Below are 15,751 nucleotides of genomic sequence, written 5' to 3'. Positions count from 1 at the left end.
ATGGTTTCCTGAGGCCTGATACCGATCAAACCTGAAAAAATGTACATTTATGGGTTAAGTGCTTCGCCAGTGAGCTGTTCGATTAAGGCCTGACTGATCAGCGCTGTCGTGGCTGCATCAATGAGTGCTTGTTTGCTGGCGAGCAATTCTTCCTGTGCGGCAATGAGATCAAGGTAGCGATAACGCCCGTTGTCAAAACCTTCATTGGTGAGCTTGAGTGCCTTTTCCAGCGCGGGGATGGCGACATTTTGGATTTTGTTTGCCGCCGCGATACTTTGTTTTCTGAGGGACCACGCTTCAAAAAGTCGTGCGTGTAACACCAAGAGCTGATCCTGTTGGGCGTAATCCACCACATTGCGATTCGCCAATGCCGCTTTAACGTCTCCGCTGTTGCGTCTGCCGGAAAACAGTGGGATGGAGATACCGGCTGTGAATGCGGAATCGCCGGTTTCTTCAAAACGTTTAATACCTGCGCGCCAGCTTAAGTCGCTGCGGCCACTGGCACGGGCCAGTGTGACTTCCGCATCTCTAATGCGGGCTTCACTGGCGAGCACTTGAAGGGCTGGCGATGTTTGAACACGCGCGTATAGTTGATCAAAATTTTGGGTGGGGCCGAAGTCAAACAGACTGCCCGTTAATGCATTAAAGCGAGGTGTTGTTTCACCCCAAAACCGGGCGAGGAAGACCTTCTGACGTTCAAACTGCTCTCGCAGAGACGCCAGACGTATTTCGGCACGTGTGAGAGCAGCTTGCGCTCGCATCACCTCCGCCTCAGCTGTGGCCCCGCGAGCGGAGCGTGTTTGTACGGTCTTGAGGATCGATTGGGACAGGGCCAACGATTCTTCCGCCAGCCGAAGGTTAGCCTGCGTCGCCAATCCTTCGATATACACTTCGGTAAGCCTACCTAGCGTATCCAGAGTCGCCGCTTGTTGCGCCCACTCGACTTGGCTGATACGGGCATCTGAATAGCTCATGCGGGCCTGACGCTTTCCTCCAAGCTCAATCACTGAAGATAGTGCAAGTGTCGTTTCGGCAGACTCAAAGTCTTCATTACTGCCTGAACCGGCAAAGTTATCGACCTCTAGCTCCAGTGCTAACGCTGGCCGCAAGGCACTGCTTTGTTTTTGAGCATTCAATGCTTCTGCCGTGAAGCTGTATTGGTGCAGTTGAGGGTTCTGCGCAAGCGTCGACGCCAGCGCTTCTTTTAAGGTGAGTGTTGGCTCAACATTTTCTGCAAAGGCAGTCATTGCGGTACTGCAGAGTAAAAACGCAAGCCACACCCAGGTGCGTTTGCACCTGAAAAATAGGGTATATCTCATGGAAAAGTCCTGAATTAAGTCGTGTTTCCGCGATTGCGGGCGTTACTTCTTATTACTTAAAGGGACTTAGGCTTTAGGAGGGCGCAGGAAGGTTTCGTGGGTTTCCGGAAATGTATTTTCAGCGTAGTCGGGCACTGGAGAGCAGTGCTTGAGCAGCTGAATACGCTCGACTGAAATCAGCACGGCAGGGCATAGATGACCATGACAATGACAACAGTGATGACAATCCCATTTTTCCACTGTAGATGCATCTGAATGGAGTACTTGATCATGCTGGGCGTCGGCGACGTCCCCATCGTTATGTAGATGAGCTTCATCAAACACACGATGTTCAGCGCCTGACTGATGCAATTGGTGTGCATCACCCATGGCGACCACTGATTGCATAACAACCAACGTGAGCACAAAAAAAGTCAGGGCACGTTTCAGCATTCAATTCTGTTTATCTAATTTTAGGGCAATGGTGATCGCGCGCTATCGTAACATAAGAATGCGTCGAGCACCGTTCAACACTACCAGTCCAATAATGACACCAATGACCAGGTCAGGAATTTGCGACCCCGTCAGCGCGACCAAGCCACCCGCAACGATAACTCCTACGTTGGCAAGCACGTCATTGGCTGAAAAAATCATGCTGGCCTTCATGTGTGTGCCATTATTTCGTACTTGGTAAATTAACAGGAGACACGCGACATTTGCGACTAATGCCAGGCTGCCAATCCCTATCATCAGCATCGAGACCGGTTCACTTCCCATAAAGGTACGTCTGGCGACTTCTATCAAAAGACCCACAGAAAGAGCCGCTTCGAGCCAGCCGGATAAATGCGCAGCTTTAAGCTTGGCGTGAGCGGCTTTGCCCACAGCATAGAGTGCCACCGTATAGACCGCAGCATCCGCAAACATATCCAGAGAATCCGCAATCAGCCCCGCAGATTGCGCCACGATGCCCACGGCAAGCTCAAAGAAAAACATCACGGCGTTAATCCCGAGCAGCCACTTCAATACCCAGGCTTCGCGCGCATCCTTAATCCTGGCGTCTTCTTGTATCTTCTTCGCGCTTGCGGCATCCACCTGCTCATGCGATATGCGACGGGCGCCGAGCCCAACGGATTCCATGGCCATTTCGACCTTTTCAGGTGAATCAGCGTGATAGACATGCACTTTCCGATTAGGGGTATCGAATTCGAAGGCGACCGTTTCCCCAAAGCTCGCAAATGCTGTCCGTATGAGGTTCTCCTCAGAAGGACAGTCCATCTTAGGTACGTCAAACACACTCACATTGTTTAGCGCAGCCAAAGGGCTATCCGATTGCAGGTTTGATCCTGAAGGCGGTGAGCCAGCTTCGTCACTTTGGCAACCGCAGCATTGTGAGGCGTCAGATGTCATAAATAGACCTTGAAATAACAATGAAGCCAAGCTTACACTCTATAGTAACTATAGAGTCAAGGGGTGACGTTATTGAAAATTGGTGAGCTTGCGAAACGCAGTGGATGTTCCGTTCAAACCATCCGGTATTATGAAAGGGAAGGGTTATTAAGTTCCCCTGCCCGAAGTGATGGCAACTTTCGCCTGTACGACCATCAAGCAGAAGAGCGCTTAATATTCATCAAGCGTTGTCGTAGTCTTGAGCTCTCTCTGCCCGAAGTGAGACATTTGCTCACGCTCAGCCAAGCACCTGGCTCCACGTGTGGCGAGGTCAATGAGATGGTTGATCAGCATATTCAACAGGTCGAAGAAAGGATACGCGAGCTTCAAAGCCTTCATCGGCAACTACACGACCTCCGGAACAACTGCTCGGAAAACCGAATCGTGGAGGATTGCGGCATCATCAGAAGTCTGGTGCAGCAAAAAGGTTCGAAGTAATCAAACATTCATGCATTGCGCATGTGTAACGCCAGTTTCTCCATTAACACTAGTGTGGCGTTATTGGTCAGCAACTGTCCCTCTTCAATATATTCCCAAACGGTGGCGTCACTTTTCCACCCTCCCTGTTTTTTAATAAGCTCAAAATCCACACGCTCTCTTGCTGCGGACGTTGAAAGCCCTCTACGCAAGCTGTGGCTGCTTAAGTCAGGAACAAAATCAAAACCACAGTTGGCCCCAAGCGCTTTAAGAAGATCGTTGATCGCTCCTGCACCCAGACGCCTCTGCTTTATTTGATCCCAGCGGTTGATCGGGCGGAACAGTGGACCTGATTCGATGTTTGCTATAGTTATCCAGCTCTTGATTGCCGTGGCGGGACAAACCCCTTTGTTGCCGTAGGGGAGGGCGCGCATCTGACCGGCGGATTCCTGATCCGTTTTAGAATGCGGCATTCTGACAATTAAACCCTCGGGCTCCCACAATAGATCATCTATATCAATAGCCACTAACTCGCTACGGCGGAAAGCGCCAAAAAATCCACTTAAAACCAGCGCCAGATCCCTTGCTCGTTTGTTGGAGTTTGGCTGCTGCTGCAAGTGACCAACCATTTGCCCGATATGCTCCAGACGTAAGGCCTTGGCTTTACGCTTCGGTTGCCCATGAGTACGGCGTATCCCTTCCATTGCTTTACGCACGAGGGGCGCATCCACCGGATTTTCCATCCCCTGATAGCGATGCCATTGTCCGATTGCTGTGAGGTGTAAGTCCAGGGTTCGAATACTGGATGCTTGCGCTCTAGCGAGTAAATATTGGATCAGTGTTTGTGGATCACTCGGTAATCGACCGCCCCATTTTTCAAATTGTTTGATGGCAGAACGATAGGTTTTACGTGTGTTGTCAGAGGTTGCAGCCGTGATGTATTTCCGAATGATATCTGACTCATTCGGAACGGGCAGCCCAGTAGTACTGTGTATTGTTGTTTCTTTCATTGGATCTCAATCACCATATTTATTCACGCCAGGGCAGGAATAGCCGGGTTTTGGGGTGTGTACTGCAGTGCCGAATTTAAAAAACAGCCGGATTCATGCTAACCGACGATAAGGGTGATTGTCGGTGGTTAGAAAATAAATCTCAAGCATACTTTCATTATCGTTATATTATGTTATATTACGGAATACGTAATACGGTACTAAATTCCCTTACAGGTAAAACTAATGGCCCGACCCGGTGTGACTTACTATGATATCAGTCGAGCTGCTGAAGCGGTTAAAGCGCGAGGCAGCGAGCCCACTATTGATCGCGTTCGGGAGCAGCTCGGAACGGGTAGCAAAAGCACCATCGCGCCTTTATTAAAACAGTGGCGAAACAATGCTGAGTTGAACATCGAGGAGTCTGATAGTGGCTTGCCTTCGGATCTTATCAGTGCCGTAAAATCCTTGCGCGACCGCGTCCAGCAAGCATCAGAAGAAGCGGTTGAGCAGGCGAAGCAGGACTATCAGTCCCGAGTCCAGACGCTTGAGCGCACACTTGCTGACACCCAAAAAGAGCTGTCTGAAGCCTTGGGTCGAGAACGAACCTTAAAGCAGCAAATAACTGATCTTGAAACTAATTCTCGTAAATTAAATGGTGAGCTTAACCGTTTGGAATCCCGCTTCGCGGTGACCGAGTCCGAACGTGATGCTCTACAAGCCCGCATGCAGGAGCATAAGGAAACGGTTTCTGAATTAAAGGATGAAAACAGAGCGGTGCGCGATCATTTTGAGCATTATCAGCAGAGAACGGCAGAGGACCGCCAGCTTGAAAGAGACCAATTTCAGTCTCAGCTAAGGCAGTTACAGTCTCAGGTAGAAAGCCTGACTATGCAATTGACGCGCTCTCAGACAGAAAAGGAAAATTATCGATCGCGGTATGATAACGCTCAAGGTCAGGCCGAGAAAATTGCATATGAAAACCAAGAGCTACGACTCAAGCTGGAGTGCTGCGGAACGCGGATCAAAGAACTAGAAGCAGAATGTGACAACAAGAACAAAGAGATTATCGAATTTGACCAAAATATCAGCCAGTTTAGGACTGAAGTTCAGAGCCTGAAAGAGCGGCTAGCGATCAAAAGCGCCACGTTCAAGGGTGTCGAGACGGATCTTCAAGAAATTCGTGAATATGCAGATCGTCTTGAAGCTGAGAATAAAGAAATTTCTGAAGAAAAAGCTGTACTTCAGGGGCGCCTGGTACAGTTGCAGGCATCCCTCGGAGATGGGGAATGACTTTTAATTCAAAACATATATTTGATTTTATGTCGAACGAATTTGGTTCTCAGAACTTGTTTGCGCAGTACAATGTGGGGCAATTTGGCCGATAACAGTGGAGTAGCGTTCATGGTATAAGTTTAAGCGCTACAACAACAATAATACGATTAGACCTTATACGAGCAGCTCATTATGGAAACAGGCGAAGTCAAATTTGCGGTTGATGCCCAGCTAATTGGAGAGCTAGGCGAAAGACTAGTTACCAATCACTATATCGCTCTAGCCGAACTTATTAAAAACGCCTACGACGCAGACAGCAGTGAAGTTGATATTACATTGTCAAATGTGACTAAGGAGCGAAAAAACGAGGGTTTGGCGAGCGCTATCACTATCCGAGATAACGGTTCTGGGATGACTTTCGATCAAATCAAGTGCAACTGGATGACTATTGCGACCTCGAATAAGATTCATCACCCATTTAGTGCGATGTATGGACGCCCAACAACAGGAAATAAAGGAATTGGGCGATTTGCATGTCAAAGACTAGCAGAAAAATTAGTCATAGAGAGCACTGCTAAAGTGGGGAAGCAATATCAAACTACGAATGTCACGTTTGTTTGGGATCATTTTCAACCAGGGGAGGATGTGACAACTATCCCTTGTGAATACGAATCGAGCATGTCTCACACGGGAAAGTGCGGTATAACTTTAAAGTTAATCGATGTCAGGGATTATTGGACCGAGCGAGATTACAAGATGCTTCAGAAATCGGTCGCATTAATATCGGTTGCTTCTGCGGTTCGGCGGAAAGGGTATCACGAAGACCCGGGTTTTAAAGTGTCTGTTCTCACCGACGAATTTGAAGACACTGAAATCGAAATTGGCCATAAGATGCTTAACGCGGGTTGGGGTAAACTGAAAGGGAAGGTATTAAAGGGAGGCACTTTGAGCCTTACGCTGGATTGTAAAGGCAAAGAATCACCCGAAAAATATAAATTAGACATTGAGCCTGAGCTTGAGGGCATTTCATTCGAAGTCTACATTATCCCTGGTTCTAGTCGATATAGCGAGGTAGAAAACCGGCGTAATCCTAGCTTATTGACCCAAGTAAATCGCGAGGCTATCCGGCGTGATCGAAGCGGTATTCGACTGTACTTGAACAATTTTAGAGTTTACCCCTATGGCGATAATCAGGCAGGAGATGACTGGCTAGGAATTTCTAAAGATATTGCACGTCGACGAGGTAGCCCATCAAAAGTGCTATCAGAAATTAGTCAAACTATTGGTGTTAAGGATTTTAACCGCTCCATGCTAAATCACCCCGGTCCCGAAAGCTTAGCGGGCGAGGTGCTGATTTCCGGTGAGGCTACGAAATACTTTACTCCTAAAATGGACAGGGAAGGTATTGTCGAAACTTCTGCGTTTGAGGCGCTTAAGCAATGCATTCGTTTGAGCTTAGATTGGAGTACGTTGCACTATGAAGCATTTATTCGATCAGAAATTGATCGCGCAGCTACTGCTAGCGTAAACGCTTTCAAAAAAACTACAGGCTCAAACTCGTCAACGGCAAAAGAGCTTGTTACTGATGCTCTTAACGTTATAAAAAAATCTGCCTCTGTAGAACATTTACGGCGAGAACCTGACAAAAAGTTTCAGACACCTAACGATTCTTCAAAGAAACCAGAAAATCCGACAGCTCAATCATCTCAGTTGGAAGTGTCTGCGGCGACGGAATTGTTGGAAAGTCAGTTTAATGCGTATGATGCGGAACTCGATACACTTCGCTCTGTAGCTTCAACTGCCCCACTGATGTTTGTTTTTTCTCATGAGTTTAAAGGGATTATGTCTAACTTGCTGACGCATGCCGCAAAATTGGAAGCTATAGCCAATCAGACATCAGAGCAATCCGTTTCAAATCAATTGCTGGAAATGGCCAATGAAGCCAGATCTACAACTTCCCAGTATTCAAAAATAATTAAACTTTTTGATGTTTTTTCTGACTCTCAAAACTTTAAAAATAAAAAGGTTTTGGTCAAAAATGCTGTCAATCAAGTGATTGGTGGTTTCGAGTATTTGCTCAATGAGTTTAGTATTGAAGTGGATGTCACGGATATTAACCCTGTGTTAAAAATGTCGAAATTAAATGAGGCCGAGCTATACTCCATTGTAATTAATGCAATCTCTAACGCAGTGAAAGCGTTAATTGTGAAAAAAAGTAAGCGAAATATTCGATTGTCTGTGAATAAAAAAGACGACGAAATTGAAATGCTTGTTTTGGATACTGGTGTAGGTTTGTCCCATGATTTATGGGAGGAAGTTTTTAATCCATTTATAAGTGATCCTGAAGGGACAATTTATTCGAATTTGTCAAGCACGCTTGGAGATCAACAGCTTGCCACTCTTGGGCGTGGTAGTGGTTTGGGACTGCATATTATAAAAAGTATCGCAACTAAACATAAAGGTGATGTTAGCTTTGTAAAACCGCCTAAGGGTTGGAATACTTGCTTACGAGTGTGCGTACCGAGGTAATGCGAATGACAATTAGAACATTATTTGTAGATGATTGCTTCGGTCGGCCAGAAACTGACCCAAGACGGCAAAAAGTAGATTTACTCAAGGCCATTGAAGGTGTTTCCGTAGAAGAGCTGGATGCAACGCGTTTGTTTGAATTTAAGCAGGCACGTAAAAGTAGAACAGATATATTCGACTTGATTTTTGTTGATTACAAGCTTTCGACGGATGCAAGTGACGTTGAAGGGTTTAGTACCGGCGACCAGTGTGAGTCACTTGTACGAGCGATGTGTTCTGATACTCCAGTTTATCTTCTAAGTGTTGAAGTTGCAGCTGAACGAGAATTTGAGCGACCTGAAGGCTTTGAGCGGCAAGTGGGAGAAAATTTTTTATCAAACCCTCAAAATGTATACAAAGAAATTTCAAACCACAAAGAGCTTAGATTGGCTCTCGAATCAGGTGATTGCAAGCAACTTTTTTCAGCGATGGGTTGTAGTGATGATCTTGTAAAAAGTGACATAACGGAAGCTTTACCGGCTCGTGTACGTCGCTGTTTTAATACTGCATCAGTGAGTCGTCAAAGTGGTCCGCCAATTGTTCATGGCACGAAAGGAGCGAGAGTTGAATTTTGCCGCTGGTTCATCGATTTATTTTATAAGCATCCGGGCTTTCTCTTAGATGATCGTGCGACAGCGAACTTATTAGGGATGAGCTTGGAATATTTCACCAAGAATATCGTAAATCAATTTGAAGCTGCGCGCTACAAGGGTGTATTTTCTCATACTCTGTGCCCTCGTTGGTGGACCGATCAAATCAAAGAGTGTGTTTTGGATTTGGATGACAATGGAATTTTGCTGAGCAAAAGTCTAGCCGAAGGGGCAGCAATAATACTGGGTGTGCCGGAAGGCGAGAAAGCTCGGTGTGTGCGCTGTGAAAAACTCTGGCCTGATGCATTGGGGTTTGTTCAGGATGATGCTCACCGGAATTTGCACCCCGTTCATATCCGTTGTTCCATCCCAGATCCTGAAGCAGATTTAGGGGCCTATTTTACCAGTCCAAGGTTAATCATTGACGATGAAAGCGCTTCCCATTGATAAGGAGTTCACCACTCAATATGTTCAGGATCTTCAAACTTTTTTCGGTCTACTTCGTACCAAGGTACACTCTGTAAGATTCAGTCATCAATCAGCATATACCGCGATATCGGAGATATGCGGGAAACTAGATACTATAGTGAGGACAAGCAAAAAATCAAAAAAGCCGATGTCGCAAACCATCTCTCTATCGCCCAACCTTTTATTGGAAATAGACGATCACCAGCTCAAGCGGCAAATAGGGAAGCGTCTTTTGCTGTCGCTTGGTGGCTGGATTGAAATTAAAGAGGGAATTTTAATTCGCCAGAGTTTTTGTATTGCAGTACTCTGCCAAGTAGACAGCAATATGCTTCAAGATGAAGCCGATCGACATCGTTGTTACCCGCTAACATCGGGAACGCATGTCCTCAGGAAATTCCACTTTGATTTAGATCGCTCATTATCAGATGAGCAGATGTGGCCGCGCTCCCATCTGCAATATGGTGGAAAGTTTTCGCCTGAAATTTTCGCCGTTGATGAGGGGCTTCAATATCATTTGTTTGCACCGCTTGATCATCCCCGTTTTCCAGCAATGCCCTACAGTTTAATTCTATGCATAGATCTAGCTTTTCGCACATTTTTGACAAGTGGCACTAAGCTAACCAAAGAGCGCTACTGGACAGACAAGATAAGAGAGAGTGAATCCCGATGGATAAAGCCTTTTCTCGAGCAGACTCTAGAGTTTTTGAACTCCAGTCAACGCAACGAGACTTTATGGGACTTTTTTTCTTCTAAAAATGAAGGCTAGGTGTATCGATGAGTCTTGGCCTTTGCTATTCTCACGATAACGAAGAGGAGTACTGAATGTTAGCTCACCCTGATACGCTTACGAAAAGGCTGTTAGGCGCTTATTATACACCTGCAGAACTAAGCGATATATTGGCCAAATTTGCTTTGCGGTCGCCAGAAGACACCGTATTGGAACCCAGCTTCGGTGGAGGAGCATTCTTGCGGTCGGCTGTAGACAGATTATCTGAGCTTGGTGCCCCTCGGCCGGAAAAGCAGATATTTGGTTGTGATATTGACACTCATGCGTTCGATCATCTCCCGTCCTACTTTGGGCGAAGAATGGGGAAAGTAGGGCGCAGATTTATCTTGCGAGATTTTTTGGATGTTGACAGTCAATCGTTTATGGAAAAGAAATTTGATTGCATCCTTGCTAATCCTCCGTTTATTGGTTACGCAAAGTTGACCAACGCTCAGCGTGATCATGCTAAAAATATCTTAAATCAATTTAATATTAAAAATAATCGTTATGCCAGTCTTTGGTATTATTTTATTTTAAATAGCTTACTAGTTCTTAAAGAAGGGGGACGAATTGTTTTTGTTCTCCCGCATGCATTTATTGACAATGACTATGCATTGTCTTTACGTACATATCTGACGAGAAACTTCAATACTGTTGCAACTTTCAGTCTTCCGAATAGGATATTTAACGATCAGGGCACGAAAGAGCGCGTTGTGGTGCTTGTTGCACAGGGCTGGCAAGAAACATCAACAAATAATTTTTCTAATGCAATACATGTTAACAACTTTGATGAGCTCGATGAGTATCTAACAAGCCTTAAAGACCAACGAGTGATAAAGCGGCGCCATTTGAAGTGCGCAGTCGGCCGTGTAAGTGGCGCTTTGACGAGCACTGAAGCCAGTCTCGTCAATGAGGTTGTTAACAGTGCTTATGCCAAGAGATTTGGTGAATTTGTAGATGTCAAAATCGGCTTGGTGACTGGTGATGCGAAGTATTTTACTTTCAATAAAGAAAAAATATCTCAGTATGGGCTCTCTCCGAAAAGGCATTTTTTGCCCCTTATGCGCAGCCTAAAGGAGAACTTGGGAGTAGATTTCACTTCAAATGATTTTAAAGCTCATGTAGCGAGTGGGCGAGAGTATTATTTATTGAAGTACGAGGATGGTATGCTTTCTGACGAACGTTATTTGGATTACTTGAATACGTATGATCTTTCAAAAATTGACTCGAATCAAACGTTCATGAAGCGAGAAAATTGGTGCGAGGTAGATGACGGTTTGGTCTCTGATTTGTTTCTAGCATATATGTCTATTTCCTATCCTCGGGCTGTAATCAATGACGTCCAGGCTAGTTGCATCAATAGCACTCATCGTGGTTTTTTTAAAAGCAATTTTCCTAACTACTTCAAGAAGTTGATCTGTCTGTCTTTGCTCACTGGATTCACTCGTGTTTTTGCGGAAATGGAGGCCAAGGTGTACGGCAATAAAATGCTGAAAATGGAGCCCGGGTTTTATACAAAATTAAAAATACTTATCCCCGATAATGTTGTTGCTCGTGAAGTAAACAGCTGCTTCTCTCAAGTCAATCAAATGCTACGAAAAGGTGAATCTGATGAGGCTTCAAAATTGGCCAGCCAATTCATTTACTCCAGGTGTTTTAGTTCTTCAGAGGAAAAAATTTACGAAGAAAATTTTGAGAAAATTAGATTAAAACTACAAGAACGACGTAAATCGTCGAGTTAAGTTATTTGGATAACCTCGGTATATCGATTAAATGCCTCTGAGAAAGCTGAAGCGGATTAGAAAAGCTGAATATATTTTGGGGATGCCCAGGGATGAATGACCAATTGGATTAGGCAAGATTAAACCTCGAGGAGTCGTCGTAGGTTTAGATTGTTTCACATAAACTTTTCAAGGTAGGTGGCATGCTTGAGAGAGTAGTCATACCTCTAGTAATGCGCTTATTAATTTCACATACGGTCTAGTATTCGACATAGTGTATATAAGCCTGTAAACTGGTACCTCCTAAAGATCGCAGGTTTTACTATGGCCATCCCACAAACCAAACCTATTGCTTTATATCCCGCATTCACTGAACTCAAATCTATTGATTTTGGCGAATACAAAGACCTTAAGCAGTTTCTGGAGTCTGGCGAGTCATGGTGGCAAATCCATTGGACCTGGGGCCGTGAATTCCTCAGTTATGTTGGCCGCAATAAATCCGCACACACGTTTACACGGTTCAGAAATGAAACCGAACGTTTTTTACTGTGGGTTTTTCTGTTCAAGGCCAAGCCTATGGAGCAATTGCGTAAAGCCGACATATTGGAATACGCAGATTTTTGCTGGCAGCCACCGGTGGCCTGGATTTGTACTGCGAATCACGAAAAGTTTGTTTTTCGCAACGGGCATTACACGCAGAATCCTTTATGGGCGCCATTCAAGCTTCAGCTTCCCAAAAAAACTCTGGAAGAACAGCTTCCAGACAAAAAGAAGTACAAACCATCTCAGCAAACGCTCATGGCAGCATTCACTGCCATCATTGCGTTCTACAAGTACCTAATGAATGAAGAATATCTTTATGGGAATCCCGCTCAAATCGCTAAGCCTGACTGCCGTCATTTCATAAAAGATGCACAAGTAAAGGAAGTCAGGCGTTTATCTGAATCCCAGTGGCAATATGTGTTTAATGTGGCGCTGGAATTGGCCGATCAGGACAGGACTTACGAGCGCAGCCTGTTCGTGATTACTTCCATGAAAACCCTGTTTTTGCGGGTTTCTGAGCTGTCTGAACGGCCAAACTGGACACCGGTAATGAGCCATTTCTGGCAGGATTCCGATGGCAACTGGTGGTTAAAGATATTTGGTAAAGGCCGAAAGTTAAGGGATATTTCGGTGCCCAACAGTTTTATGGATTATCTCAAAAGATACCGACAGTTTCGGGGCCTGAGCCCCCTGCCGTCATCAGGTGAAAATCATCCCATTGTCGAAAAGATTCGCGGCCAAGGTGGAATGACGTCAAGACAGCTAATTCGAATCGTCCAACACGTTTTCGATATGGCTTACGACAAAATGAAGCAAGCCGAGGGTGAAGACAATGCGCGTAAATTAAAGGAGGCCTCATCGCACTGGTTAAGACACACCGGTGCCAGCATGGAGGTTGAACGCGGTCGTGCGCTGAAAGATCTATCTGAAGATCTAGGGCATTCAAGCATGGCAACGACCGATACTGTCTATGTGCAAACCGAAAATCGCGTTCGCGCCGAAAGTGGGAAAAACAGAAAAGTAAATTAGTGACTTGCTGCTCTCAAGCTCTGTAGGCTATTTGCTCTTATTGCAGGCCACCTCGGGCGCTTCGCAGATTCCATTACTGTTTTAAGACAGGAGGAACTCATATCCGGTCGACACGCATATTAGCCAATCCGCCCACGCAATTCAAAGCCCACCGCAACTGATTCTATCTCACTCCTAACGACCGCGCTTAGGTCATATATTTCAAGCTTCAAAAACCAAAGCTATCAATCAGCTACCGCTAAACGATTGACGATGTCACCTTATGACCAGATTTGGAGACGAGAATACCCAAATGTGTTAGACGTCAACTATCTTGGCCGGTCGGCGACAACTATGATGGCCGGTTAGGTGTGTTCTGATTTAGTGTTGGTTACCTTCTCTAGTTGCTGCTTCTTTCTGTAGCTCTCTCCTTCTAATTCGATAATTGTCGCGTGGTGTATGAGTCGATCTATGGCCGCTACCGTCATCATGCTGTCGGGGAAGATTTTGTCCCATGAGCCGAACGGTTGATTGGCGGTAATAATCAAGCTGCCGCTTTCGTAGCGATGAGCGATAAACTCAAACAGCACTTGGGTTTCTGCATCGGTCTTTTTTACATAGCCAATGTCGTCAATCACAATGACGCGATATTTATCCAGCTTGGTCATGGCGGCCATGAGGTCTAGATCACGTTTGGCCTGCTGTAATAGTTGAACCAGAGCGATTGCGGGGAACAGCTTGCAGCGTATGCCGTGCTCGATAAGCTGGTGGACCAAGGCACTGGCGATGTGGGTTTTACCGGTACCGCTAGGGCCGATGAGCAACACGTTATCGGCATGTTCAGCCCATGAAGCATCTTGCTTTAGCCGAGCCAGTTGGGCTTTGGTCTCTCTGTTTAGGCCATCGTCATTGAACTCAGTAAAGGTTTTACCTCCGGCCAGCTGTGCTTCACGTATCCACTTTTGTGTGCGGCGTTGGTAGCGGTCCGAGATTTCATACTCGCACAGGGTTGCCAGGTATTGGGTGTGTGACCAACCCTTTTCGGTAGCCGTTTCCCAGAGTGACTGGTAGTGCCGGACAAACGCAGGCAGGCGTAACTCTTTTAGCAGTAAGGCGGTTGAGTCGTTCAAAAGGGTGCCTCCTGTGTCCAGGATTTTTGTGTCTTCAGCGATGACAGCAGTGCATCGTAGCTTTGCAGGTCATGCTGCCTGCCTTGCAGTTCTGGCACCGATTGGGAGGGCTGGAAGAACCGGTCTTGGATAGTTTTAATTGACGCGAACTTGCCGGATTTAACTTCAACAAGAAGCTCTTCGCCCAATTGCTTCTCTGCGTCGTATTCGTAGGCAAGTCGCAGCACGGTTACTATCCACTTGCAGGCCTGACGCGATTCCAACGCTTTATCGGCGTATTGCCACAACTGGCGGTAATTGTCGTCAGGCAAGAGTTCATCACGTAGCTGTGAGTAGCGGAACGCTTGGGGCTTGGCTGCGAGCGCATGAATCAAGTGCTTGTAATCAATGCTTTTTGCGCGAGTGTGGCCGTTAGCTGGATATATGCGAGCAAGTGTCAGCGCGACCTGCTGGCCTACATAGATCATTAATTTGTCGTGGTAGAGCCTAACTTGGACGCGCTCGCCAATCAGTCTCGACGGTACACTGTAAACCACCCGGCGAACCTCGATGGTCGATGAGCGAGTCACTTTCAGGTTAAGTGTTTGATAGTTAGCAGCTTGCTGCTCTGGTAAGCCTTGCAGTGCTTGTTTTTCTTTTTGGAAGCGAGAGTGTGAGCGTCGATTCAGGCGCTCAACAACTTGGTCGGTAAAGTGTTGGTATGACTCGATACTGTCAAAGTCGTGGCTGCCGCGAAGCTTAAGCTGTTGGGAGAGCCTACGTTTTAGCGAGCCGTTCGCGCATTCAACAATACCGTTTTCATGAGACTCTCCCAGATTGTTACGGGTCGGCGTCATATTGTAGTGACTGCACAAGTCAGCATAAGCATCCGTCCACAGGTTTTGTCGGTTGTTGCGTGCCGCGCTCAAACTATCGGTGCGGTGCTCAATGGGGCTGCCGCCCGCCTGCTGTAAGGCACGCTGTAAGCCTGTCGATAATGCTGCATAGCTTTCACCGCCTTGGACAATCGTCACTGAGCGCCAGCCGCTAAAAGCCAAACGAAACTGGTAGAGCAGATGCTTAAACGGCTCTCCGGCAATGGTTATGGCGCTATCGGGGTGTGTGAAGTCAGAAAAGCCTTGCCGTCCGGGTTCAGCCTGCTGGCGAAAGATGACGGGCTTGTCTGGCCCGTGTAACGCTTTCCACTGCTTCACTCGGCGTTGCAGGGTTCGCAATATGCGTTGGTCGTAATGGGTGGGGTAATGTTCTTCCAGGTATTCGAGTAGGGTTGTACCGGTAAGATCAGGCTCCGCCCGTAAGAGCGGTACGAGTTCAGTCTCCCAAACCGCTTCTAACGGATCTTCTCGGGTACGCCAGTTCCTATCGTGCTTAGGGCGCGGGGTTGTTGATGCATTCTCAATTCTACGTCCACTTCGAACCGAAATGCCGGCTTTGGCGGCGGCCGCTTCTTGGTTCATACCTTGTTGGCGATGCTGCATATACAGCTCCTCTTGTCGCTGGGTGATGTGTTGACCTGGCACCTTGAACTCCAC

At 46.5% G+C, this 15,751-nt stretch carries 13 protein-coding genes; 7 read left to right on the top strand and 6 right to left on the bottom strand.

Features of this window, described 5'->3' with window-relative positions; all coding sequences use genetic code 11:
* Positions 1-47: 47 nt before the first annotated feature.
* The 3 genes from ACGHM3_RS12520 to ACGHM3_RS12510 all read right to left on the bottom strand — a co-directional run bounded on the left by ACGHM3_RS12520 (position 48) and on the right by ACGHM3_RS12510 (position 2,705).
* Entirely contained in the window at positions 48-1,247 is a 1,200-nt protein-coding gene (locus ACGHM3_RS12520) for a TolC family protein (RefSeq protein ID WP_345421983.1), read from the bottom strand.
* A gap of 138 nt (positions 1,248-1,385) precedes the next feature.
* Complete coding sequence (locus ACGHM3_RS12515; protein ID WP_345421980.1) at positions 1,386-1,751, bottom strand: hypothetical protein; 366 nt, start codon at positions 1,749-1,751, stop codon at positions 1,386-1,388.
* A 42-nt stretch (positions 1,752-1,793) separates the two neighbouring features.
* Entirely contained in the window at positions 1,794-2,705 is a 912-nt protein-coding gene (locus ACGHM3_RS12510; RefSeq protein WP_345421977.1) for a cation transporter, read from the bottom strand.
* 72 nt (positions 2,706-2,777) lie between these two features.
* On the opposite strand from ACGHM3_RS12510, the gene cadR reads away from it, so the two are divergent.
* Positions 2,778-3,182, top strand: coding sequence for a Cd(II)/Pb(II)-responsive transcriptional regulator (gene cadR / locus ACGHM3_RS12505; protein ID WP_345422070.1), 405 nt, complete (start codon positions 2,778-2,780; stop codon positions 3,180-3,182).
* Between the two features lie 8 nt (positions 3,183-3,190).
* On the opposite strand, the gene ACGHM3_RS12500 is transcribed toward cadR, so the two are convergent.
* The gene (locus ACGHM3_RS12500; RefSeq protein WP_345421974.1) at positions 3,191-4,171 is read right to left on the bottom strand and encodes a site-specific integrase; all 981 of its coding nucleotides are present in this window, start codon (positions 4,169-4,171) and stop codon (positions 3,191-3,193) included.
* Positions 4,172-4,396: 225 nt separating this feature from the next.
* Between ACGHM3_RS12500 and ACGHM3_RS12495 the strand changes: the two genes are divergently transcribed.
* The 6 genes from ACGHM3_RS12495 (at position 4,397) to ACGHM3_RS12470 (ending at position 13,110) form a co-directional block, all read left to right on the top strand.
* A complete protein-coding gene (locus ACGHM3_RS12495) occupies positions 4,397-5,443 on the top strand; it encodes a DNA-binding protein (protein WP_345421971.1) in 1,047 nt (348 codons plus the stop codon).
* 174 nt (positions 5,444-5,617) lie between these two features.
* Positions 5,618-7,954, top strand: coding sequence for an ATP-binding protein (locus ACGHM3_RS12490; RefSeq protein ID WP_345421969.1), 2,337 nt, complete (start codon positions 5,618-5,620; stop codon positions 7,952-7,954).
* 5 nt (positions 7,955-7,959) lie between these two features.
* Entirely contained in the window at positions 7,960-9,030 is a 1,071-nt protein-coding gene (locus ACGHM3_RS12485) for a hypothetical protein (RefSeq protein ID WP_345421966.1), read from the top strand.
* On the top strand, positions 9,011-9,817 hold the full coding sequence (locus tag ACGHM3_RS12480) for a hypothetical protein (RefSeq protein ID WP_345421963.1): 807 nt from the start codon (positions 9,011-9,013) through the stop codon (positions 9,815-9,817). The genes ACGHM3_RS12485 and ACGHM3_RS12480 overlap by 20 nt, the downstream gene beginning before the upstream one ends.
* Before the next feature lie 56 nt (positions 9,818-9,873).
* Positions 9,874-11,559 (top strand): N-6 DNA methylase, encoded by a 1,686-nt coding sequence (locus ACGHM3_RS12475; protein ID WP_345421961.1) that lies wholly within the window; start codon positions 9,874-9,876, stop codon positions 11,557-11,559.
* Positions 11,560-11,862: 303 nt separating this feature from the next.
* Positions 11,863-13,110: a site-specific integrase gene (locus ACGHM3_RS12470; RefSeq protein ID WP_345421959.1), complete on the top strand. Its 1,248-nt coding sequence runs from the start codon at positions 11,863-11,865 to the stop codon at positions 13,108-13,110.
* 344 nt (positions 13,111-13,454) lie between these two features.
* Here the strand turns inward: ACGHM3_RS12470 and istB are convergent, their stop codons facing one another.
* Together istB and istA are read right to left on the bottom strand one after the other, a co-directional pair.
* The gene (gene istB / locus ACGHM3_RS12465; protein ID WP_390518175.1) at positions 13,455-14,219 is read right to left on the bottom strand and encodes an IS21-like element helper ATPase IstB; all 765 of its coding nucleotides are present in this window, start codon (positions 14,217-14,219) and stop codon (positions 13,455-13,457) included.
* On the bottom strand, positions 14,216-15,739 hold the full coding sequence (gene istA, locus ACGHM3_RS12460; protein WP_390518173.1) for an IS21 family transposase: 1,524 nt from the start codon (positions 15,737-15,739) through the stop codon (positions 14,216-14,218). Before istA ends, istB begins: the two co-directional genes overlap by 4 nt.
* Positions 15,740-15,751: the final 12 nt, after the last annotated feature.

Origin of the sequence: Halioxenophilus aromaticivorans (genome assembly GCF_042850945.1) — a bacterium.
Taxonomy (GTDB): Bacteria; Pseudomonadota; Gammaproteobacteria; order Pseudomonadales; family Cellvibrionaceae; genus Halioxenophilus; species Halioxenophilus aromaticivorans.
Note: the sequence above shows the minus strand (reverse complement) of the source record. Positions and strands in the feature narration are given on the sequence as shown.

Coding starts and splice junctions, on each gene's coding strand:
- ACGHM3_RS12520 (WP_345421983.1), bottom strand. CDS start 1,247: ATGACTGCCTTTGCAGAAAATGTTGAGCCAACACTCACCTTAAAAGAA.
- ACGHM3_RS12515 (WP_345421980.1), bottom strand. CDS start 1,751: ATGCTGAAACGTGCCCTGACTTTTTTTGTGCTCACGTTGGTTGTTATG.
- ACGHM3_RS12510 (WP_345421977.1), bottom strand. CDS start 2,705: ATGACATCTGACGCCTCACAATGCTGCGGTTGCCAAAGTGACGAAGCT.
- ACGHM3_RS12500 (WP_345421974.1), bottom strand. CDS start 4,171: ATGAAAGAAACAACAATACACAGTACTACTGGGCTGCCCGTTCCGAAT.
- ACGHM3_RS12495 (WP_345421971.1), top strand. CDS start 4,397: ATGGCCCGACCCGGTGTGACTTACTATGATATCAGTCGAGCTGCTGAA.
- ACGHM3_RS12490 (WP_345421969.1), top strand. CDS start 5,618: ATGGAAACAGGCGAAGTCAAATTTGCGGTTGATGCCCAGCTAATTGGA.
- ACGHM3_RS12485 (WP_345421966.1), top strand. CDS start 7,960: ATGACAATTAGAACATTATTTGTAGATGATTGCTTCGGTCGGCCAGAA.
- ACGHM3_RS12480 (WP_345421963.1), top strand. CDS start 9,011: ATGAAAGCGCTTCCCATTGATAAGGAGTTCACCACTCAATATGTTCAG.
- ACGHM3_RS12475 (WP_345421961.1), top strand. CDS start 9,874: ATGTTAGCTCACCCTGATACGCTTACGAAAAGGCTGTTAGGCGCTTAT.
- ACGHM3_RS12470 (WP_345421959.1), top strand. CDS start 11,863: ATGGCCATCCCACAAACCAAACCTATTGCTTTATATCCCGCATTCACT.